This window comes from Aquamicrobium aerolatum DSM 21857, from assembly GCF_900113935.1.
GTDB classification, from domain to species: domain Bacteria; phylum Pseudomonadota; class Alphaproteobacteria; order Rhizobiales; family Rhizobiaceae; genus Aerobium; species Aerobium aerolatum.
In genome coordinates this window covers 1-19197 of record NZ_FORF01000009.1, presented here as the reverse complement: position 1 = coordinate 19197, position 19197 = coordinate 1, and the positions used below count along the sequence as shown (strand labels likewise).

The 19197-nt window shown below is 62.5% G+C and carries 19 protein-coding genes and 1 tRNA gene; 2 read left to right on the top strand and 18 right to left on the bottom strand.

Going from position 1 to position 19197, the window contains the following annotated elements; all coding sequences use genetic code 11:
• Window positions 1-74 precede the first annotated feature (74 nt).
• Window positions 75-863, top strand: coding sequence for an IclR family transcriptional regulator domain-containing protein (locus tag BMZ42_RS08825; RefSeq protein WP_091521452.1), 789 nt, complete (start codon window positions 75-77; stop codon window positions 861-863).
• A gap of 3 nt (window positions 864-866) precedes the next feature.
• On the opposite strand, the gene BMZ42_RS08820 is transcribed toward BMZ42_RS08825, so the two are convergent.
• The 5 genes from BMZ42_RS08820 to BMZ42_RS08800 form a co-directional block, all read right to left on the bottom strand.
• On the bottom strand, window positions 867-1106 hold the full coding sequence (locus BMZ42_RS08820) for a hypothetical protein (RefSeq protein ID WP_091521176.1): 240 nt from the start codon (window positions 1104-1106) through the stop codon (window positions 867-869).
• A gap of 115 nt (window positions 1107-1221) precedes the next feature.
• Window positions 1222-2532: a xylose isomerase gene (gene xylA / locus BMZ42_RS08815; RefSeq protein ID WP_091521174.1), complete on the bottom strand. Its 1311-nt coding sequence runs from the start codon at window positions 2530-2532 to the stop codon at window positions 1222-1224.
• Entirely contained in the window at window positions 2529-3983 is a 1455-nt protein-coding gene (gene xylB, locus BMZ42_RS08810; RefSeq protein ID WP_091521172.1) for a xylulokinase, read from the bottom strand. Before xylB ends, xylA begins: the two co-directional genes overlap by 4 nt.
• A gap of 102 nt (window positions 3984-4085) precedes the next feature.
• Window positions 4086-5417 (bottom strand): tetratricopeptide repeat protein, encoded by a 1332-nt coding sequence (locus BMZ42_RS08805; protein WP_091521169.1) that lies wholly within the window; start codon window positions 5415-5417, stop codon window positions 4086-4088.
• A gap of 89 nt (window positions 5418-5506) precedes the next feature.
• Window positions 5507-6184, bottom strand: coding sequence for a phosphoribosyltransferase (locus tag BMZ42_RS08800; RefSeq protein WP_091521166.1), 678 nt, complete (start codon window positions 6182-6184; stop codon window positions 5507-5509).
• A gap of 99 nt (window positions 6185-6283) precedes the next feature.
• On the opposite strand from BMZ42_RS08800, the gene BMZ42_RS08795 reads away from it, so the two are divergent.
• A complete protein-coding gene (locus BMZ42_RS08795; protein WP_091521165.1) occupies window positions 6284-7465 on the top strand; it encodes an amidohydrolase in 1182 nt (393 codons plus the stop codon).
• Window positions 7466-7562: 97 nt separating this feature from the next.
• Here BMZ42_RS08795 and BMZ42_RS08790 read toward each other — a convergent pair whose 3' ends face one another.
• The 13 genes from BMZ42_RS08790 to BMZ42_RS18160 form a co-directional block, all read right to left on the bottom strand.
• Window positions 7563-8954: a M20/M25/M40 family metallo-hydrolase gene (locus tag BMZ42_RS08790; protein ID WP_091521162.1), complete on the bottom strand. Its 1392-nt coding sequence runs from the start codon at window positions 8952-8954 to the stop codon at window positions 7563-7565.
• A 5-nt stretch (window positions 8955-8959) separates the two neighbouring features.
• Window positions 8960-10285: an amidohydrolase family protein gene (locus tag BMZ42_RS08785; RefSeq protein WP_091521160.1), complete on the bottom strand. Its 1326-nt coding sequence runs from the start codon at window positions 10283-10285 to the stop codon at window positions 8960-8962.
• On the bottom strand, window positions 10282-11343 hold the full coding sequence (locus tag BMZ42_RS08780; protein WP_091521158.1) for an ABC transporter ATP-binding protein: 1062 nt from the start codon (window positions 11341-11343) through the stop codon (window positions 10282-10284). The genes BMZ42_RS08785 and BMZ42_RS08780 overlap by 4 nt, the downstream gene beginning before the upstream one ends.
• 10 nt (window positions 11344-11353) lie before the next feature.
• Window positions 11354-12142 carry an ABC transporter permease gene (locus BMZ42_RS08775; protein ID WP_091521156.1) on the bottom strand — a complete coding sequence of 263 codons (789 nt, stop codon included), beginning with the start codon at window positions 12140-12142 and terminating at the stop codon, window positions 11354-11356.
• 1 nt (window position 12143) lies between these two features.
• A complete protein-coding gene (locus tag BMZ42_RS08770; RefSeq protein WP_091521450.1) occupies window positions 12144-12968 on the bottom strand; it encodes an ABC transporter permease in 825 nt (274 codons plus the stop codon).
• Between the two features lie 322 nt (window positions 12969-13290).
• On the bottom strand, window positions 13291-14319 hold the full coding sequence (locus BMZ42_RS08765; protein ID WP_210185217.1) for an ABC transporter substrate-binding protein: 1029 nt from the start codon (window positions 14317-14319) through the stop codon (window positions 13291-13293).
• Window positions 14320-14493: 174 nt separating this feature from the next.
• Window positions 14494-15036, bottom strand: coding sequence for a winged helix DNA-binding protein (locus tag BMZ42_RS08760; protein WP_175556676.1), 543 nt, complete (start codon window positions 15034-15036; stop codon window positions 14494-14496).
• Window positions 15006-16310, bottom strand: a complete 1305-nt coding sequence (locus BMZ42_RS08755) for a TRAP transporter large permease (RefSeq protein WP_091521153.1) — start codon at window positions 16308-16310, stop codon at window positions 15006-15008. Before BMZ42_RS08755 ends, BMZ42_RS08760 begins: the two co-directional genes overlap by 31 nt.
• Window positions 16310-16870, bottom strand: a complete 561-nt coding sequence (locus BMZ42_RS08750; RefSeq protein ID WP_091521442.1) for a TRAP transporter small permease — start codon at window positions 16868-16870, stop codon at window positions 16310-16312. The genes BMZ42_RS08755 and BMZ42_RS08750 overlap by 1 nt, the downstream gene beginning before the upstream one ends.
• Window positions 16871-16924: 54 nt before the next feature.
• Complete coding sequence (locus tag BMZ42_RS08745) at window positions 16925-17905, bottom strand: TRAP transporter substrate-binding protein (protein ID WP_210185216.1); 981 nt, start codon at window positions 17903-17905, stop codon at window positions 16925-16927.
• Between the two features lie 288 nt (window positions 17906-18193).
• The gene (locus tag BMZ42_RS08740) at window positions 18194-18682 is read right to left on the bottom strand and encodes a GNAT family N-acetyltransferase (RefSeq protein ID WP_091521150.1); all 489 of its coding nucleotides are present in this window, start codon (window positions 18680-18682) and stop codon (window positions 18194-18196) included.
• A 195-nt stretch (window positions 18683-18877) separates the two neighbouring features.
• Window positions 18878-18954, bottom strand: a tRNA-Met gene (locus BMZ42_RS08735).
• Window positions 18955-18992: 38 nt separating this feature from the next.
• Window positions 18993-19197: hypothetical protein (locus tag BMZ42_RS18160; RefSeq protein WP_210185215.1), on the bottom strand; the 205-nt coding region annotated here is incomplete at its 5' end.

Here is a 19197-nt window from a genome sequence, read left to right as displayed (position 1 = left end):
CATTCACAGCGGGTTTTCACGCGCTAAAGTTCGTATTGCGAACATAAGTTTTGTATGCAATACTTTTCTAGATGATGGAAGAAGACGAGTCAACGAAAACGCAAGCTGGCAGGGACCATGTCGGATCGCTGACGCGCGGGCTTGCGGTCATGGAAATTCTCGCCGCTCACCCCGCAGGGCTGACGCTGACGGAAATGGCTGAAAAGGCAGGATTGACGCGCGCCGGTGCACGCCGCTTCCTGCTCACGCTGGTCGCCAGCGGCTATGCGGTTCAGGACGGGCGCAAGTTTCAGCTCACCCCACGCCTGATCGCCACCGCCCGCACCTGGATTTCGGGCCAGACGCTGTGGGCCTATGGCGAACAATTCATGCGCGAGCTTTCCAATCGTCTCAACGAATCCTGCTCTGCAGCGGTGCTGGCTGACGAGGACGTCGTTTACGTCGCGCGCGTGGCAGGACAGCGCATCCTTTCCGTCGCGCTGCATGTCGGCACGCGCCTTCCCGCCATCTGCACAGCGATGGGGCGGGTTCTTCTCTCTGGTCTTTCGCAGGTCGAAGTTGAGCGTTTCCTTGCGCGTGCACGCATCGAAGCCCGCACACCCAAGACGATCACCGATCGCAAGCAGCTTGGCCAGGAGATCGCGCAGATCCGCGACAAGGGCTACGCCACGATGGACGAGGAACTGGAGATCGGCCTGCGCTCGATCGCGGTTCCGATCCGCGACCGGTCGGGAACGATCGTTGCCGCCATCAACGTCTCAACGCAGTCGGCAAGATTTTCCGTATCCGGGATGGAGCAGGAACTCCTGCCGCATCTGCGCGCGGCAGCTGCTGCAATCGAGGACTATTTCGTCGTTCACTGAACATCAGGACGCGCGCCTGCGGGCGCCCTCCTCGTTCATTGCGGCCCGCATGCGACGTGCCAGCGCGGTTTGGAATCCATTGCCGATCGCACGGCTTGCGCGATCCTGCCGATCATTGTTGGCAACATCGTCGGCCAGCGCCAGAAGCGCGTCGACGAACGAGCTTTCGCCCGGTGCCAGCAAAGCCTCCACGACGGCATCGTCGCGGGCAGTCTTGGTGAGATGTAGATCATTCGGTTCCATGTGCGGAACATAACCCGCCACCGATGACGGGACGACGACACCACCAAGGCAATACCGCGACAGTTCTGAGTCAAACCACCGCGCTATCGCCCCAATGGTAAACGCCGAAACGGGATCAGACGTAGCGGTTGACGATATTCTCCAGATATTCCTGCCGCCCGGAGCGTGGCTGAGGCTCGATATTTTGCGAAAGAACACGTTGCGCAATGTCTTCCAGCGAGCGCTCGCCAGCCAGAATCGCCTTTGATTCCAAGCTATTCCAGCCCTCGTAGCGCTGCTCCAATGGCGCGATCAGCGCCTTGTCTTCCAGCATCCGCGCCGCCGCCTTCAGGCCGCGCGCGCAGCAGTCGATGGCGCCGACATGCGCCACCAGCAGGTCTTCCGCATCGAGCGACTGGCGACGCAGCTTGGCGTCGAAGTTGGTTCCGCCGGTAGTAAACCCGCCGCCCTTCAGCACTTCATAATAGGCCAGCGCCATTTCCGGGACGTTGTTGGGAAACTGGTCGGTGTCCCAACCCGACTGGTAATCGTTCCGGTTCATGTCGATCGAACCGAAAATGCCAAGCGCATTGGCCATCGCCAGTTCATGCTCGAAACTGTGACCCGCAAGGATCGCATGGCCCTGCTCGATATTGACCTTGACCTCACTCTCAAGCCCGAACTCCTTGAGAAAACCGAAAACCGTTGCAACATCATAATCATACTGGTGTTTGGTCGGTTCCTGCGGCTTGGGTTCGATCAGGATCGCACCGTCAAAACCGATCTTGCGGGCATAATCGACCACCATCGAAAGGAACCGTCCGGCCTGCTGGCGTTCGCGTTTCAGGTCGGTATTGAGCAGGGTCTCGTAGCCCTCGCGACCACCCCACAGCACATAATTCTCGCCGCCAAGCCGCTTGGTGACGTCGATGCAACTCTTCACAGTAGCTGCGGCATAGGCGAAGACATCCGGGTCGGGATTGGTCGCCGCGCCGGCCATGTAACGGCGATGCGAGAACAGATTGGCGGTGCCCCACAACAGCTTGACGCCTGATTTTGCTTGCTTTTCCGCAAACACATCAGCGATCTCGTCGAGCCGCGCGATGCTCTGCGCCAGCGTCTCCGCCTCCGGTCGGACATCGGCGTCGTGGAAGCAATAATAGGGCGTTCCGAGCAGGGAAAAGAACTCGAAGGCGACATCTGCCTTCAGTTTCGCAGCTTCCATCGTATCGTCAAACCAGGGACGCTGGAACGTCTGGCCGCCAAATGGATCACCGCCCTGCCAGGCGAAGGAATGCCAGTAGGCAACCGAAAACCGCAGATGATCTTCAAGCCGTTTACCCAGCACGATCTCGTCGGGATTGTAGTGGCGAAAAGCGAGTGGATTGGTTGATTCCGGCCCCTCATATCGAACGGGCTGCAGGTCGCCGAAGAAGCCGCTAGTCATGATGAAACTCCTTTGATGGCTGGATAAAGCGCCCGATAGCGCCGGTAGGCATGCTCGAAAGCCGGCCCAAGTTGTGTATCTGGATCAATGGTTTGCGCGACTTTCGGCGACGTGCACACGGCCAGCGGATCGGCATTTTCCGCCGCAATCAGGCCGACCCGCGCCGCACCGAACGCCGCGCCAAAATCGCCATCGGCAGGCAGATCGACAGGGATTTGCAGAGCGGTCGCAATCGCCTTCAGCCAATACACCGACCGCGATCCGCCACCGACAGCGACGACACGGGATAGCTCGGTCCCAGCTTGTCGAAGCGCTTCGAGACTATCGCGAAACGCGAAGGCGACACCCTCCAGAACCGCCTGCGTCAGCGCCTTTCGGTCGGTCTGATGCGACAAGCCATCAAACACGCCACGAATGGCCGAATCGTTGTGCGGGGTGCGCTCGCCGGCAAGGTAAGGCAGGAAGGTGACGCTGCCCGGCGCCATGAGCGCATCGTCCAACTCGGCGGTCAGCTCGTGCGCTGATTTGCCGGTGATCGAGGCGAGCCAGTTGAGCGAATCCGTTGCCGAAAGGATGACGCCCATCTGGTGCCATGCGTTTGGCAGCGCATGGCAGAACGTATGCACCGCACTTTGCGGATTGGGCAGATAGGCGGCATTGGCGGCAAACAGCACGCCGGAAGTTCCAAGTGAGACAAAGGCTTGGCCCTCACGCACCACCCCCATGCCGCAGGCGGATGCAGCATTGTCGCCTGCCCCGCCGGCCACGACGACATTGGCGGACATGCCCCAGCGCGCGGCGATCTGCGCGCGCAGCTGGCCACTGACCTGCGTGCCCTCAACGAGGTCGGGCATGTAGCTTTCGTCCATGTCGGTCGCGGCCAAAAGCTCGCGCGACCATGCCCGGCGGCCGACATCCAGCCATGAAGTTCCGGCAGCATCAGACATTTCGGAGGTGAATGAACCAATCAACCATGACCGCAGGAAGTCCTTTGGCAACAACACCTTACGAACTTTGCACGCAATTTCGGGCTCAAACGAATTCACCCAAGCCATCTTGGGGGCCGTGAAGCCCGGAAAAACGATGTTTCCGGTCAGTTTTCGGAACAATGGATTGGCATCGAGAGCGGCTGCTTCGGCGTGCGCGCGGGTGTCATTCCACAAAATGCAGGGACGCAGAACCGCGCCGGATTGATCCAGCAAGGTTGCCCCGTGCATCTGGCCGGACAGACCGATGCCACGCACCGCGGCAAGCTCCTTCGGATGACTCAACTTCAGCGCATCGAGGACATTCTCGGTCGCGGCAATCCAGCTGGCAGGATCCTGCTCCGACCAGCCGTCATGCGGCCGCGAAACCTCAAGCGAAGACGTCGCCGACGCCACCGGATTCTGGGCGTCGTCGATCAACAGCGCCTTGACGCCAGACGTCCCGAGGTCGATCCCCAGATACATGCGATGCTCCTCCCTGAGGGGAGCACCTTAGCGCAAATCCGATTTATTTCGCAATCCGCAAAAAATAGGAGATGGCACGCTACGACGCCGAACGGCGCGGCGTCAAACCGGCGCCATCTCCGGCAACCCTGCCCTTTTCGCGATCAGGTGCGAGAACGGACTGTCGGGTCGGGCTGTCTGGCGTTCGGCGGCAAGGGCTGTGGCCAAGGGGGCGTTGCCGGCGCGAATGGTCGCCTCGATCAGCGTCAGGTCGATGACGTCGCGCTGGGCGTGGCTGCCACCGAAACGATGGGCGATGCTGCGGATCGGCTTGAGCAGGCGGACGGTTTCGGCGTAGTTGCCGTCGCCGAAGGCAAGGATCGCGCGCGCGACCGGCGCGCCGACATCGCGGGTGAACGCGGCATTGTCCCCTGCCCCGGCAATGGCGGCGTCCTGCGCGGCGATGAGGCGGCGGGCAAGATCGGGGCGATTGCCGCCGACAAATGCCATCATCGCATGGGCATCGTTGAAGGCGTAATTGGCGCTGTCGGCATGCGGCTCCCAATTGGCGGCAAGCGCCTGCCAGCGATTGCCCACATCGACGCCGGACAGATGCAGCCGCCATAAAAGCGCGGAGGCGTCGACCATGTTGAGCGCGACGGTCGAATGGTTGCCGAAGATCGGCCCGTCATAAAGCGCTAGCACCTCGTGCGGCTCGCCAAGTTCGAAATGATAGAGCGCCAGATGCCACCAATTGTGGACCTGCAGGAAACTTTCCTTCGTCCAGTGATCGGTGCTGGCGCGCATCCAGGCGATGCCGTCGCGCTGACGGCACTGCATCTCCATGACATGCGCCACGGCGTGCTGCGCCCAGCCGTCGCGCGGCTCCAGCTCGACGGCGCGGCGGCCTTGGGCTTCAGCGCGGGCATAGTCGGCGGTTTCCTCAAGGCCGAAGGCGTGCATGCCGAGCATGGCGTGATAGCCGGGCATCGTCTCGTCCCAGAACGGCAAAGCGCGCGCCATCCGGTCGCGCAACAGCCTTGCATTGCCGGTGAAAAAGTCGATCTGGTGGCCGGCCTGCAAGGCCAGCGCATCGCGCGGATGGTCGATGGTCAAATCTTCCAGCACCGCGCCGGCCTGATGCCAGTTGCCAGCGGCCAACGCGCCGAGGGCGGCAACGTGGCGCTGCTCGCGCTGCGTGCCACCAAGTTTGCGGGCAGCTTCAAAACAGGCCTGCGTCACCGGCTGGGCGGCGCGTTCCGTCGACAGGCCATAGAGGTAGCCCTTGAGAATATAGGCCATCAGGAAATCGGGATCGGTTGCAATCGCGCGGTCAAGCGCTCCGACCGGATCGCCGACAAATCGCTGCAAGCCACGCAGCGCCTCGTCGTAATCGCCCAGGCTGTTTGCGCTTGCGCCGGTCAGCGCCAGACCGAGATTGTCATTGAGAGCCATCGTCACACCCCATCGTCAGAAATGGAACGGTGCGCCATGAGACGGCGACCGTCAACGTGGATTCGCGCTGAAAGAGACGGTCTGCGCCGTCAGGTGCTTGGACGCCAGCGGTCATCGGAGCCTCGGGTGAGGATCGGCGTTGCAATCGCGCCGTGGACGGGCACTTCGCCATGATGCGCATGCCAGGCAGTGCCTTGCAGCATGGCGAATACCGCCGCTTCAGGACGCAGCCCGGCGGTGGCGAGCAGGCGCAGCACCGAGGCAAGCGAGGTGCCGGAAGAGACAACATCGTCGACCAGCACGAAGCGCCGCCCCTGCAACAGCGGCAGCATGCGCGGGTCGAGATAGATACGCTTTTCGCCGCCGGGGGTGGTGATCGACTTCAACGGCTCGGACAGCGCCTCGTCATACCAGAACTTGCGCGACGTGCCGAGCGCGACCATGCGCGGATGGCCGAGCCGGCGCGCGACATTGGCGGCCACCGGCAGGCCGAGCGTCGGCACGCCGACGATGATTTCAGGCCGGTAGGCGGAAGCGAGATCGGTCATCACCAACGCCAGCGCATCCTCGACGACGAAGCTTGCCTGATTGACGATCAGCGACGCGACGGCGCGGTCCTGCCCGCCCGGCAGGACGCGGATCGGCAGCGCCAGCTGGCGGCCATCGGGCAGGCAGGCCGGATAGAGGCCGAAAAACCCTGCGCCCGGATCGGTGGCGTGGGTCTGCGGCGGATAGATCTCCTGCCAGAACTGATGCGGGGCGAGCATGGCGTCGTGCTTTCCGTGTTGGCGACACTTGTGATAGTCCATCGCAGGCGACGAAACCGTCCGACGCCTTTTTATCCGTGCAGCGAGCCCTGTCCAGACATGAACGATTTTCTCTCCCGTGAAGACCTTGAGCAATTGGTGGCGTTGCGCCGCGACCTGCATGCCCATCCCGAACTGGGCTTCGAGGAGGAGCGCACCGCGAAAATCGTCAAGGACTATCTGGAGGCATGCGGCATTCCCGCCGAAATCGGCATCGGCAAGACCGGCGTCGTCGGGACGCTGAAGCTGGGCAACGGCACCGAGACGATTGCGCTGCGTGCCGACATGGACGCGCTGGCGATGCCGGAAACGGCGAGCGCGGAAGAGCGCCCCTACCGCTCGAAATTCGACGGCAAGATGCATGCCTGCGGCCATGACGGCCATACGGTGATGCTACTCGGCGCGGCCAGGGCGCTGGCAAACCGCAGGGCGTTTTCCGGCACGGTGCATTTCGTGTTCCAGCCCGCCGAAGAAGGGCGCGGCGGGGCGCAGGCGATGGTCGACGATGGCCTGTTCGAGCGCTACGCGATCGACCGCTTCTATGGGCTGCACAACATGCCGGGCATTCCGGTGGGCGAAATCGCCGTGGTGCCGGGGCCGCAGCTGGCGTCGTCCGACCGCTGGGAAGTGACCTTCACCGGCGTCGGCACCCATGGCGCGAAGCCGCATCTGGGGATCGACGCGACGGTGGCTGCCGGGCAGTTCCTGACCGCGATCCACACCATCGTGTCGCGCACCGTCGATCCGCTGGAGCCGGCCGTGGTCAGCGCCTGCGCAATCTCGGCGGGTGATTTCAAGGCGCTCAACGTGATCCCGAACGCCGTGCATATCGGCGGGACGGCACGCGCCTACAGCCACACCGTGCGCGACCAGCTGGAACAGCGCATCGGCGAGCTGGCGGCGGGGATCGCCGCAGCCAATGGCGTCAAAGAAGCCTATCGCTATAGCCGCGGGATGCCACCGGTCATCAACGACGCGGACGCCACCGCGCGCGCCACGGCAGCGGCGCAGGCCGCATTCGGCGACGGCAAGGTGATGACCGCCTATCCGCCGTCAACCGCGGGCGACGATTTCGCGATCTTCTCGGAGATCGTGCCGGGCGCCTATGTCTGGCTCGGCAACGGCCCCGCCACCGACGGCGCGCTGCACCACAACACCAATTACGATTTCAACGACGGCGCCATCGAGCCCGGCGTGCGTTTCTGGACCACACTGGTGGAACGGGAATTGCAGGCGGGGTGACGTGGGTGCGCGCCTCGAAGGACGCACGGGGTGGACCGCCTCGCGGGTGGAGGCGGTCGGGCATGGATTCTCGGGGCGGGCCCGAGGATGTGAGCGATCAGGCAGGTTGCGCGAAGGCGGCGAGGATGCGAGCCCAGGAGCGGATGCCTTTGTGATAGCTCGACAGATCGTATTTCTCGTTCGGGCTGTGGACCCGGTTGTCGAACCGGGCGAAGCCGACCAGAAGCGCGTCCATGCCGAGGCGGCGCTTGAATTCGCCGAGGATCGGGATCGAGCCGCCGGTGCCGGCGACGGCAGCTTCACCGCCCCATTCGTCGGCCAGCGCGCCGAGCGCCTGACGCAGCATGACGCTGTCGAGCGGCATCACCGTCGCCGGGCTGCCGCCATGCGGCGTGAAGCGTACCGAGCAATCTTCCGGCAGGCGGCTTTGCACATGAGCACGGAACGCGGCGCGGACCTGTTCGGGGTCCTGCCCCTCGACCAGACGGAACGAGACTTTCGCGCTGGCCTTGGCCGGGATGACGGTCTTGAAGCCTTCGCCGGTGAAGCCGCCGATGACGCCGTGGATCTCATAGCTGGGGCGCGCCCAGACCTGCTCCAGAACAGTGCGGCCTTCCTCGCCAGCCGGAACCGACAGGCCGATGTCGGACAGGAAGCCGGCCTGATCGAACGGCAGCCGCGCCCATTGATCGGCGACTTCGGCGGGTAGTTCGCGCACGCCGTCGTAAAAGCCGTCGAGCGTGACCGAACCGTCCGGGGCGCGCACGCTGGCGAGCACATCGGTCATCACCTGCAACGCGTTGCGGGCGGCGTTGCCGAACATGCCGGAATGCAGGTCGCGGTCGCCGGCGGTGATTTCGAGCTCTTCGCCGACGAGGCCGCGCAGCATGGTGGTGATCGCGGGAATGTCGCGGTTCCACATATCGGTGTCACAGACCAGAATCGTGTCGGCGACCAGCTCGTCGGCGGTCTTTTCGAGGAATGGCGCGAGGCTCGGGCTGGAGATTTCCTCCTCGCCTTCAAACAGCATCGACACCTGGATCGGCAATTTGCCGGTGACTTTCTTCCACGCGCGGCAGGCTTCGACGAAGGTCAGCAGCTGGCCCTTGTCGTCGGATGCGCCACGGGCAACGATATGAGTGTCGCCGTCGGGCTGCTTGACGAGGGTCGGCTCGAACGGATCGGAGTTCCACAATTCCAGCGGGTCGGCGGGCTGGACGTCGTAATGGCCGTAGAACAGCACATGCGGACCGGTGCCGCTGCGGTCGTGGCCGACCACCATCGGGTGACGCTCGGTCGGACGCACCGAGGCGTCGAAGCCGAGGCCGGACAATTCGTCGGCGAGCCATTTGGCGGCGCGCTGGCAATCTTCGGCATGAGCCGGGTCGGTCGAGACCGACGGAATGCGGATCAGGTCGCACAGACGCGCGACGCTGTCGTCCAGTCCGGCGTCGATTTCAGCCAGAACCTTGTCGAGATCGTTGTTCATGAAACTCACCTGTGTTGGGCGTCGAGGCGAACCATCTCGGCCTTGAATTCGCTGGCGATCTGGAGCGCGTCGCGCAGGACTTTCTTGCGTTCCAGCGTCAGCACCTCGCGGTCGCGCATCAGCCATTGGCCATCGACCATGACGTCGCGGACGTCATTGGCCATCGCGGCAAAAACCAGCATCGAATAGTGATCGTAGATCGGGTGCAGGCGTGCGGCTGACAGGTCGATGCGGATCAGATCGGCCTGCTTGCCGGGCTCGAGCGAGCCGATACGGTCGGCCATGCCGAGCACCTTTGCGCCTTCGAGCGTCGCCATGCGGATGACGTCCATCGCCGGCATCAAAGCGCGGCTGCCGCCAGCGATCTTCTGGAACATCGTCACGGGGCCGAACTGCGCAAACAGGTCGAGCGTGTTGCCGCTCATCGCGCCATCGGTGGCGATGCCGACCGGGATGCAGGCAGCACGCAAGGCGGTGATCGGGGCGATGCCGCGGCCGGCCTTGCCGTTGGAGCGGGCATTGTGGGCGACAGCGACACCGGATTGCGCCATCAGGGCGATGTCGGCTTCGTTGACATACATGCAATGGGCAGCGATCAGGCCTTCACGCAGAAGCCCCGCCTTGGCGGTGACTTCGACCGGGGTCATGGCGTAATTCTTCGACGCCCATTCCATCTCCGGGCCGGTTTCCGACAGGTGCATCTGCACCGGCGTGCCGGGGTGGTCATCAACCCAGCGCGCGACGCGGTTCATCACCGCGACATCGGTGGAGTACGGCGCGTGCGGCGCGAGCGATGGGGTGATGCGCGGATGGCCGGAAAACTCGGCGAAAAGTTCGTCCATCAGAGCGAAGCCTTCGTCGGCGTTTTTGTGGTCCGGCGGATCGAAATCGGCAATTGTCTGGCCGATGACGCCACGCATGCCGGACTGGTGAACGACGCGCGCGACTTCGGTTTCGAAATAATACATGTCGGCGACGGTGGTGACGCCGCCCTGAATCATCTCATAGGCGGCAAGCGCCGTGCCGGCGCGCACCATCGGCGGCGTGACGAATGTACGCTCCAACGGCAGGATGTAGCGATAGAGCCGGTCGTCGACATCTTCGCCAAGGCCGCGAAACAGCGTCATCGCCATGTGGCAATGCGGATTGACCATGCCGGGCATGACGATATCGCCGCCGACATCGATAATCTCGGCGCCATCAAGGGCAGGTGCTGGCCCTGCCCCGGCAGCGACAATGCGCTCGCCTTCGACATGGACAAAGCCACCCTCGATCACCGGCATGTCTGGCGTGCACGGCAACAGAGTGGCGTTGACGAGAAGCGTGGTCATTCCGGCTTGAGAATGCTGCACTGGTCAAGCACCGGCACCAGCTTCGCCGTCGAACCCGGCTCCAGCGGCGAGGACAGTGGACCATTGGCCAGCAACGGACCTGCGGCGCTGTCGCACTGATACTGGTAAGCGCGGCCAAGATAGGTGCGCAAGCCGAGCGTGGTCGGGATGCCCTGCGCGTTCGGGTCGGCGGTCACCGACAGGCCATCGGCGCGGGTCGCCAGCACGAAATCGTCCGGGATGTTTTCGAAGCGCGACACGGGCAGCGACAGCTCGACGCCGCCGGGGGCCTGCGCCTTGACGTTTTCGCCTTCGCGCGCGGTCACCTTCATCGGGATCAGGTTTTCAAAGCCGACGAAGCGGGCGACGAACGCATTGGCCGGGCGCTGATACAGCACTTCCGGCGTGTCGAGCTGCATGATGCGGCCCTGATGCATGATCGCGACGCGGTCGGAGATCGAGAACGCCTCCTCCTGGTCGTGGGTGACATAGAGCGCGGTGGTGTTGTTGGCCTGCTGCAGCTTGCGGATTTCCACCCGCATGTCGACGCGCAGCTTGGCGTCGAGATTGGACAGCGGCTCATCGAACATCAGCAAGGGCGGCTCGACGACGAGCGCGCGCGCCAGCGCGACACGCTGCTTCTGGCCGCCCGACAGCGCGCCTGGCAGACGGTCGCCCAGCTGTGAAAGACCGACACGCTCCAGCATCGCGCCGGCGCGCTTGGTGCGGTCGGCAGCGGCAATGCCGCGCTGCTTCAGGCCGAAGGCGACATTGTCGAGCACGCTGAGATGCGGGAACAGCGCATAGTTCTGGAACACCAGACCGATGCCGCGCTTATAGGCCGGCAGCTTGGTCAGGTCGGTGTCGCCGAGGCGAATCGCGCCGGCGGTCGGCTCAAGGAAACCGGCGACGAGGCGCAGCGTGGTGGTCTTACCGCAGCCGGATGCACCGAGCAGCGAGACGAGTTCACCGGCACCGACATTCAGGCTCAGATCGTCGAGAACCTTGGTGGTGCCGTAGTGGGCGGTCAGATGTTCAACTGTCAACGGATGGGTCATGGCTCGCTTTCTACTTGGCGAGGAAGGTCAGGCCGAGCGTGCGCTCGACCACCGCCATCACGGCGACGGTGAGCAGCATGAGCAGCACGGAAACGGAAGCGATCACCGGATCGAAGAATTGCTCGACATGGGCGAGAATCTGGATCGGCAGCGTCGAGACGCCGGGGCCGGTGAGAAACAGCGACACCGAAACGTCGTTGATCGAGGTGATGAAGGCGAGGATGAACGCCGCGATCACACCCGAGCGCACATTCGGCAGCACGATGGTGAAAAAGGTTTTCAATGGCCGGCTGCCAAGGCTGATCGCCGCTTCCTCGATGGAAAAGTCGAACGAGGCAAGGCTGGCCGAGATCACCCGCACGCAATAGGGCAGTACGATCAGCGTGTGGCCGACGAGCAAGGTGGCGAAGATCGGCGTCTGGTACTCGACGGCCACCGAGCGCAACAGCGAGAAGCCGAGCACCACTTCCGGCACCAGGATCGGCAGCACGAACAGGGTCGACAGCCAGGATGGCAGCTGGATGCGATAGCGGTTGAGCGCATAGGCAGCGGGAATGCCGATCAGCAGCGCAAGGCCCGTGGCGAGAAACGCGATCTGCAGGCTGGTGATGATGGTGCGGCGGAACGCGCCCATCTCGAAGATGCGCTCGAACCAGTGCAGGGTGAAGCCCTGCGGCGGGAAGGTCAGGTAGGACGTGTCCGACACCGACGCGCCGAGCACGATGATCAGCGGTCCCATCAGGAAGATGTAGACCAGCACGGTCAGCACGATGAGGCTGGGATTGAGACGGGTTGTCATGTCAGGTCGCCATCGGATTGAGACGGCGGGCAACGCGCGTCATGAGAAGAACCACCACCACCGTGACCACCACCATGATGGCCGCAATGGTCGATGCGCCGACCCAGTCGAACGCCACCATGGCGCGCTGGTACATCAGCGTACCCATCACCATCTGGCTTTCACCGCCGAGCAGCTGAGGCGTCGCGTAGGAGGTGAACGAGCCGGTGAAGACGAGCACCGCGCCAACGATGATGCCAGGCACGGCGAGCGGGAAGATCACCTGACGGAACGTTGCGGCAGGCGTTGCGCCGAGCGAGGCGGACGCCTGGATCAGATCGTCGGGAATGTTTTCCAGAACGCCGACCAGCGTCAGGATCATCAGCGGCACGAACAGATAGACCATCGCGATGATCACCGACCACTGGGTGTAGAGCATCGAGAACGGCTCGTCGGTGACGCCAATCGAGATGAGGAAATTGTTGAGAATGCCGTTCTTGCCGAGAATGATCAGCCAGGCGAAGGAGCGCACCACCACGCCGGTGAGCAGCGGAAACACGGCGGCAATGATGAGCAGGCTCTTCAGGCGCCCCGGCGTGCGCGACACCACATAGGCGGTGAGAAAGCCGATGAGCACCGAAACGAAGGTGGTGACCAGCGAGATTTCAAGCGTGCGCCACAGCACCGAGCGACGGAAACCGCTGGCAAAAAACGCCTGATAGGGCGCAAACAGCCCCTTCGGCTCGAGGAAGGTCGCGATGATCGTGGCGGCCACAGGCAACACCAGGAAGATCACCACGAGCAATGTCGCCGGGGTGGAAAGTCCCCATCCGGCCAGGCGTTTCAACACTGCATTCGTCCTTTCGGAAGCGTTACAATTCGCATCACGGGCGCATATTGCACCCTTGCCGCGTCATTCACGGCTGGGTGCGTCTGCACCTTTGGCCGGGGACTTGGGTCCACCCTGCCCTTAAGCGGCCCGATAAGCCCTTCCTTGCCCGCAAATGCAACAGAAACTCGTAGTTTTCGACAGGAAACGGGCGTTTTGCCGCGTCATCGCGACAGTCTGTGCGGCCTGCACCGGCCAAAGCGTATCGCGATCTTTCAGATTCGCTTCACGCTACAAATGCAAAAGGGCGGCTGTCGATGACAACCGCCCCTTGGCGAACTTACATGCCGAAAATTTCGTTCCAGCGCTCGATCCAGTCGTTCTTGGCGCTGTTCATCTTGGAATAATCGACCCGCTTGAGGTTCTCGATCATCTCCTTGCCGTAGGTCCACTTCTGCGCGGCCTCCGGCGACAATTCGACACTGGCGACGACAGGCGCATCGACGCCGTTCTCGGCGATGAGCTTCTGACGGGCCGGGTCGAGAATGAAGTTGATGAACTCATGCGCGCGATCCGGATTGGCCGCGCCCTTCGGGATGTTAACGGTGTTGAGGGTCGCGATGTCGCCATCCTCAAGCTTGGCCCACACCACATTGGGAACCGCAGCCTGCAACTGGCCAAGGGCGAAGTCCTGAACCAGCGAAACGCTGATCTCGCCGGTGGAGAACAGGTTGATCATCTCCGAACCGGTGTTGTAGTTCTTCACCACATTGGCCTTGAGCGCCTCGATTTCGGCGAATGCCGGGTCGGCATCCTCAAAAGCGTCGGTGCCGGCCTTGTCGCCAGCGATCATGACAACCATCGGGCCAGCGGTGGTGGTGATGCCTGGCAGGGAGATCTTGCCATTCAGGTCTTCACGCCACAGGTCGGCCCATTTGGTGATCGCCGGATCGACCTTGGTCGAATCGTAGACGATGCCGACGCGGCCGATGGTGTAAGCCGGGCCGTAGCCGCCCTGCGGATCCTGAGCCAGCGGGTAGAGGCCCTGCAGGTTCGGAACCTTGGCCGGGTCGATCTTCTGGAACAGGCCTTCGTCGATGCCGATCTGCGAGAACGCGTCGGTCAGGTAGATGACGTCGACGCCGCCGCCGCCACGGATCTTGACCTTGTTGAGACGGTCGGCGTTGTTGCCGGTCTCAAACACCAGCTCGCAGCCGCACTGCTCCTGGAAAGGCTTGACGATATATTCGTCCAGCTTCTCGCCGTTGAAACCCCACCACGAAATCGTCAGGGTCTCAGCCTGCGCCGAAACCGCCGAGAGAGCCAGGCCGGAAACTGCGGCCAGGATCGTGTTACGCACCATGCTCATGTCACGCCTTCTTTCTGGGCTTCCGCAGAACGCCTGCAGACCAGCCTATCTCCACGAGAATATTTTCGACGCCGGCTTGCCGCAAGCCCCACAAGCACGGCAAGCGCGTCGATGGGGTCAGTTCCCCCATGAATCTTCGCGCGATCACAAAAACGGCGTACCGATTCTGAGCGCTCAGAGCGAGGCCGCTGCCCTTGCCGCCTGGTCATAAGCGCCTGACACCGAGCGAAGCAGCGCCGCCACGCGCGACATTTCCTCCGGGTTGTGACCGAGCTGGCGCACGCTCTGCACCACCAGCGCCTCGCGCACCTCGCCATAGCGCTTGCACAGCGCGGCCCCGGCCTCGGTGATACCGACCGTCTTTTCCTTGCCCTTGCGACCGACTGCCACGAGCTTGTGCTCGACCAGCTTCTTGATCGCATAATTGGCCAGATGCGTGTCCTCGATGTTGAGCACGAGACAGACATCGGCAAGCGTCTTGGCGCGCTGGCGGTGGTTGACCAGATGCATGATCAGCACCTCCAGCGGCGACAGGGCCGGCCCACCGGCAGCGACCGTGCAACGCACCACCCAGCGCTGGAACGAGTGATTGGCCATGGTCAGCGCAAACTCGATCTCGGACAGCGCCGGCAAGCCCGAATTGGCCAGATGCGCCGACGACACCACAGGCCCGACCAAGGCGGCGATCAGTTGCTCATCATCGTGCTCGGCAGCCATAGCGCTATCTCCGGAAAGACGGTGAGGATCGCGGTCGCCAGCACCAGAAGCAGAAAGAACGGCAAGGCATAATATGCGATCTCGAAAATGTTCTTGCCGGTTATGGACTGGATCACGAACAGGTTGAAGCCGACCGGCGGCGTGATCTGGCTCATTTCCACGACCATCACCAGAAAGATTCCGAACCAGATCGGGTCGATGCCAGCCACCAGCACCATCGGCAGGATCACCGATGTGGTCAGGACCACAATGGAAATGCCATCGAGAAAGCAGCCCATGACGATGAAGAACACCAGCAACACCGCAATCAGCGCGTATTGCGAGAAGCCCTGATCGCTGATCCACGAGGCAAGGATGCGCGGAATCCCGGTGAAGCCCATCGCCACGGTGAGGAACGACGCCCCGGCAAGGATGAAGGTAATCATGCAGCTGGTGATCGCGGCACCGCGCAGCGAGGCGACGAAGCCGTCCCAGTTCAGCCCGCCGCTGAAACCGGAGATGACCATGGCCCCGACGACGCCGATCACGGCTGCCTCGGTGGGCGAGGCAAGCCCGGCATAGATCGAGCCAATGACGCCGATGATCAGAAGCAGGGTCGGCAGCAACAGGCCGAGCGCCCGCAGCTTTTCTTTGGCCCCCGCAAGCGGTTCAAGCGGCGGCATCTTGTCCTTGTTCATCAACGCCCAGACGACAATGTAGGCGCTGAACAGAAAGGCAAGCAGAATGCCCGGCCCGACACCGGCAAGGAACAGGCGCGCAATGCTCTGCTCGGTTGCCGCGCCATAGACGATCATGATGATCGACGGCGGGATGAGAAAACCGAACGTACCGGACCCGGCGAGCGTGCCAAGCGCCATGTTTTCGGCATAGCCGCGCTTGCGCAGTTCGGGCAGCGACATGCGCCCGACCGTGGCGGTGGTCGCCGCAGACGAGCCGGATACACAGGCAAACAGCGCGCAGCCAAAGACGTTGACGTGCAGCAAGCGGCCCGGAAGACGGCGGGTGAACGGTGCCAGCCCCTCGAACATGTCGGATGAAAGCCGGGAGCGGAACAACAATTCGCCCATCCAGATGAACATCGGCAGCGCCGTCAGATCCCAGCTGTTCATCGCCCCCCAGACACGGCGGGCAAAGACGGACGACACCGGCGCGGACGTCGCGATTTCCATCGCGACAAGGCCCACGGCCATCAGGGCAAAACCAACCCAGACGCCCGCCAGCAACAGTCCGAACAAGACGACGACAAGCAGGAGCGAGAGAAGACCAATATCCATCAATGGCCTCCCTCGGTGACTTCGCGGGTGCGCTCCTGGTGTCGGAACGAAGGCTCGCCGCCACGCAGTAGCTGGAACATTTCATCAAGAAGCGCGATCAGGAAAATGACGATGCCGGCGGTCATGACCGCCTGCGGCACCCATAGCGGCATGGGGATGATGCCAAATGAGACAGACCCGTTGCGATAGGTCGCCAGCGTCTGCATCAGAATTGCCCAGGCGGCAAAACCGGTCAGGCCGATGCCGACCAGCAAGGCAAAGCCGGTCATCACCCTGTCGGCGCCTTCGCCAAACCAGCGTAGCGCAAGTGTGACGCGCACATGCCCTGCGGCGCGCAATGTGCGAGCGAGCGCGAGAAAGGCGGCCGCGACCAAAAGAAACCCGCCGATCTCGGCAAGCGAAGGAATGATGAAGCCGGTTCGCGGCATGCCAAGCAGAACCAGCAGTCGGTCCAGCAACCGCGCGGCTACCTGAACGAAAACCAGCACCGCGATGAGGACCATGGAAAGGCACGCGCCCACGAGGGCGCCGCCATAGAGGGCATCAAGTGCCTTGCGCATGAGATCGAATCCCTGAGCCGAAAGGGTGGGAACATGGCCCACCCATCTGCAAGATCACTTGTTGCGGAACGCTTCGACCACGGCCTGCCCAGAGGCACCGGCCTTGGCTTCCCATTCCGCCGTCATGGTCTTGCCGACCTCCTGCAGCTTGGCCGCCACCGCCTCGGTCGGCTTGGAGACGATCATGCCGCCTGCTTCAAGCTCGCCGATCTTCGCTGCGGTTTCCGCCTTCGACATCTCCAGTCCACGCGTTTCAGCCGCGGCGGCTGCCTCGCGCAGCGCGTTGCGCTGAGCTTCCGGCAGCGCCTCGAAAGCCTCCGTGTTGACCACGATGACATTGTTCGGCAGCCAGGCCTGGACGTCGATATAATGGGTGACGAAATCCCACGCCTTGGCGTTGGCTCCGGTCGACGGCGACGTGATCATCGCCTCGACACGCCCGGTGGTGAAGGCGGTGGCAACGTCGGTCTCTTCAACCTGTGTCGGCGTTGCCCCGAGAAGCTGGGCGAGTCGCTCCGACGCCACATTATAGGCGCGGAACGCGAGCCCCTCGAACTGCGCCGGCTCGGTGACTTCCTTGCGCAGATAAAGGCTCTGACCCGGCCATGGCACGGCATAAAGAACCGTCAGACCGCGCGCGGCAAGCTTGGCCGCGATCTCGTCACGTGACACCGACCAGAGCTTGGCCGAAGCGTCATAGGACGATGCCAGGAACGGAATCGAATCCAGACCATACAGCGGGTCTTCATTGGCCAGGCGCGACAGCAGGAATTCCCCGATCGGCACCAGACCATCGCGAACCGCATCCGGAATTTCGGCATGGCCAAACAGCGAGTTGGCCGAGTGCACCGTGATCTTCAGGTCGCCACCGGTGGCCTTGTCGACGTCATCGGCAAACTGGCGAATATTCTGCGTATGGAAGATACCATCACCGTAAGGCGTCGGCATATCCCAACTCGTCTGGGCAAATGCTGCCCCGGCGAACAATGTAGCAAACGCGCCGCCCAGCAGCACGGACCTAGTATAGCTGATCATGACTTCGTTCCCTCTCTGTTGGCGGATCTGTTGTTTCAGTCCTGTCCTTGTTGATCGCGTTGACGCGACGTGAGGGAAAGATTGATCTTACGCTTTCAATTTGTCAACGAAATACAGACAACTGATCGAATTGATCTTGGCTAAAGCAGCTCCCACTTGCGGGAGACATGCTTGCTTTTGCGCATGTCTTTATCCCGAAACCGGTTCCCACTTTCGGGAGACATGCGATGGCCCGAAAAGAAAAAGCCCCCGCAAATTGCAGGGGCTTTGTTCAATCAAATACAGCACTCAGCTAGGCGTCCGTACCATGAACACCGCACCCGGTCCGTAGGCGCAAAGCGCCTCGCTCATGTCGCGCTCTGAAGGCGCGAAGCCGAATTTCGACCAGAACGGCGCGGTTCCATAGACGGAAATCAGCGCCATGCTGTCGAAAGCGGTAGCCTCGGCGAGCAAGTGCTCAATGATCGGACGCGCATGACCACCGCCACGCAGGCGCGGGTGAAGCGCAATGTCGTGAATGTAATATTGGGTCGCGTCCGACGGAATCTCATCAGGCATCCGGTCAAGCACAGGCGGCTCGAACGGGCGGATCGGATGCGACATCACATAGCCGCCGATCGCGCCATCCTCCCCGGCCAGAACATGGCAACCGGCGGGATAAAGGCGCAGCCTTGCAGCGACCACCGCCTCCCGTTCGGGAAGTTCGGGGTGAACAGCATCCGATACCAGCTGTACCCCTGCAACATCCCCCTCCCCCATGGCGCGCCACTGCAACATCGCTGCGATTCTCCAGATTTTTCAACGGGTTGTGCAGGTGCAACAGCGGCAATCGGAACGCAAGCAAGATGAGCGCAGTTCACGAAAGTTTGCGATCTTGCGCCATGGATCCGTAAGCCTGCGCGAACTTATGCGAGACAAGACACATCCGGCCTGCAGCCGAACGGTAAGTCATGAATGACATTGATTTGGTTTTGGTTGCGGGGGTTGGATTTGAACCAACGACCTTCAGGTTATGAGCCTGACGAGCTACCGGGCTGCTCCACCCCGCGTCACCTTTAGAGCCGGGCTTTTGTGCCCGGGAGCGAAGTCAGGCGTAGCCTGATGAGGTGAGGCCGTCAAGCAATCGATTGAGGATCGATTGTAGGCCGAACGGGCTGCTCCACCCCGCGTCACCTTGGTCCTTGCTGATGCATTGGACCACATTTTGTCCTGAATGACAAAAGGGGCTGCTGCCCCTTTGATGCGCCGCTTTGTTGCGGCTTGTTTGTGATGAGAATATTTCATGTGTTTGG

What these genes read in the sequence shown, in the direction of transcription:
- BMZ42_RS08825 (WP_091521452.1), top strand. Translation starts at nt 75, where the DNA reads ATGGAAGAAGACGAGTCAACGAAAACGCAAGCTGGCAGGGACCATGTC.
- BMZ42_RS08820 (WP_091521176.1), bottom strand. Translation starts at nt 1,106, where the DNA reads ATGGAACCGAATGATCTACATCTCACCAAGACTGCCCGCGACGATGCC.
- xylA (WP_091521174.1), bottom strand. Translation starts at nt 2,532, where the DNA reads ATGACTAGCGGCTTCTTCGGCGACCTGCAGCCCGTTCGATATGAGGGG.
- xylB (WP_091521172.1), bottom strand. Translation starts at nt 3,983, where the DNA reads ATGTATCTGGGGATCGACCTCGGGACGTCTGGCGTCAAGGCGCTGTTG.
- BMZ42_RS08805 (WP_091521169.1), bottom strand. Translation starts at nt 5,417, where the DNA reads ATGGCTCTCAATGACAATCTCGGTCTGGCGCTGACCGGCGCAAGCGCA.
- BMZ42_RS08800 (WP_091521166.1), bottom strand. Translation starts at nt 6,184, where the DNA reads ATGCTCGCCCCGCATCAGTTCTGGCAGGAGATCTATCCGCCGCAGACC.
- BMZ42_RS08795 (WP_091521165.1), top strand. Translation starts at nt 6,284, where the DNA reads ATGAACGATTTTCTCTCCCGTGAAGACCTTGAGCAATTGGTGGCGTTG.
- BMZ42_RS08790 (WP_091521162.1), bottom strand. Translation starts at nt 8,954, where the DNA reads ATGAACAACGATCTCGACAAGGTTCTGGCTGAAATCGACGCCGGACTG.
- BMZ42_RS08785 (WP_091521160.1), bottom strand. Translation starts at nt 10,285, where the DNA reads ATGACCACGCTTCTCGTCAACGCCACTCTGTTGCCGTGCACGCCAGAC.
- BMZ42_RS08780 (WP_091521158.1), bottom strand. Translation starts at nt 11,343, where the DNA reads ATGACCCATCCGTTGACAGTTGAACATCTGACCGCCCACTACGGCACC.
- BMZ42_RS08775 (WP_091521156.1), bottom strand. Translation starts at nt 12,142, where the DNA reads ATGACAACCCGTCTCAATCCCAGCCTCATCGTGCTGACCGTGCTGGTC.
- BMZ42_RS08765 (WP_210185217.1), bottom strand. Translation starts at nt 14,319, where the DNA reads ATGAGCATGGTGCGTAACACGATCCTGGCCGCAGTTTCCGGCCTGGCT.
- BMZ42_RS08760 (WP_175556676.1), bottom strand. Translation starts at nt 15,036, where the DNA reads ATGGCTGCCGAGCACGATGATGAGCAACTGATCGCCGCCTTGGTCGGG.
- BMZ42_RS08755 (WP_091521153.1), bottom strand. Translation starts at nt 16,310, where the DNA reads ATGGATATTGGTCTTCTCTCGCTCCTGCTTGTCGTCGTCTTGTTCGGA.
- BMZ42_RS08750 (WP_091521442.1), bottom strand. Translation starts at nt 16,870, where the DNA reads ATGCGCAAGGCACTTGATGCCCTCTATGGCGGCGCCCTCGTGGGCGCG.
- BMZ42_RS08745 (WP_210185216.1), bottom strand. Translation starts at nt 17,905, where the DNA reads ATGATCAGCTATACTAGGTCCGTGCTGCTGGGCGGCGCGTTTGCTACA.
- BMZ42_RS08740 (WP_091521150.1), bottom strand. Translation starts at nt 18,682, where the DNA reads ATGTTGCAGTGGCGCGCCATGGGGGAGGGGGATGTTGCAGGGGTACAG.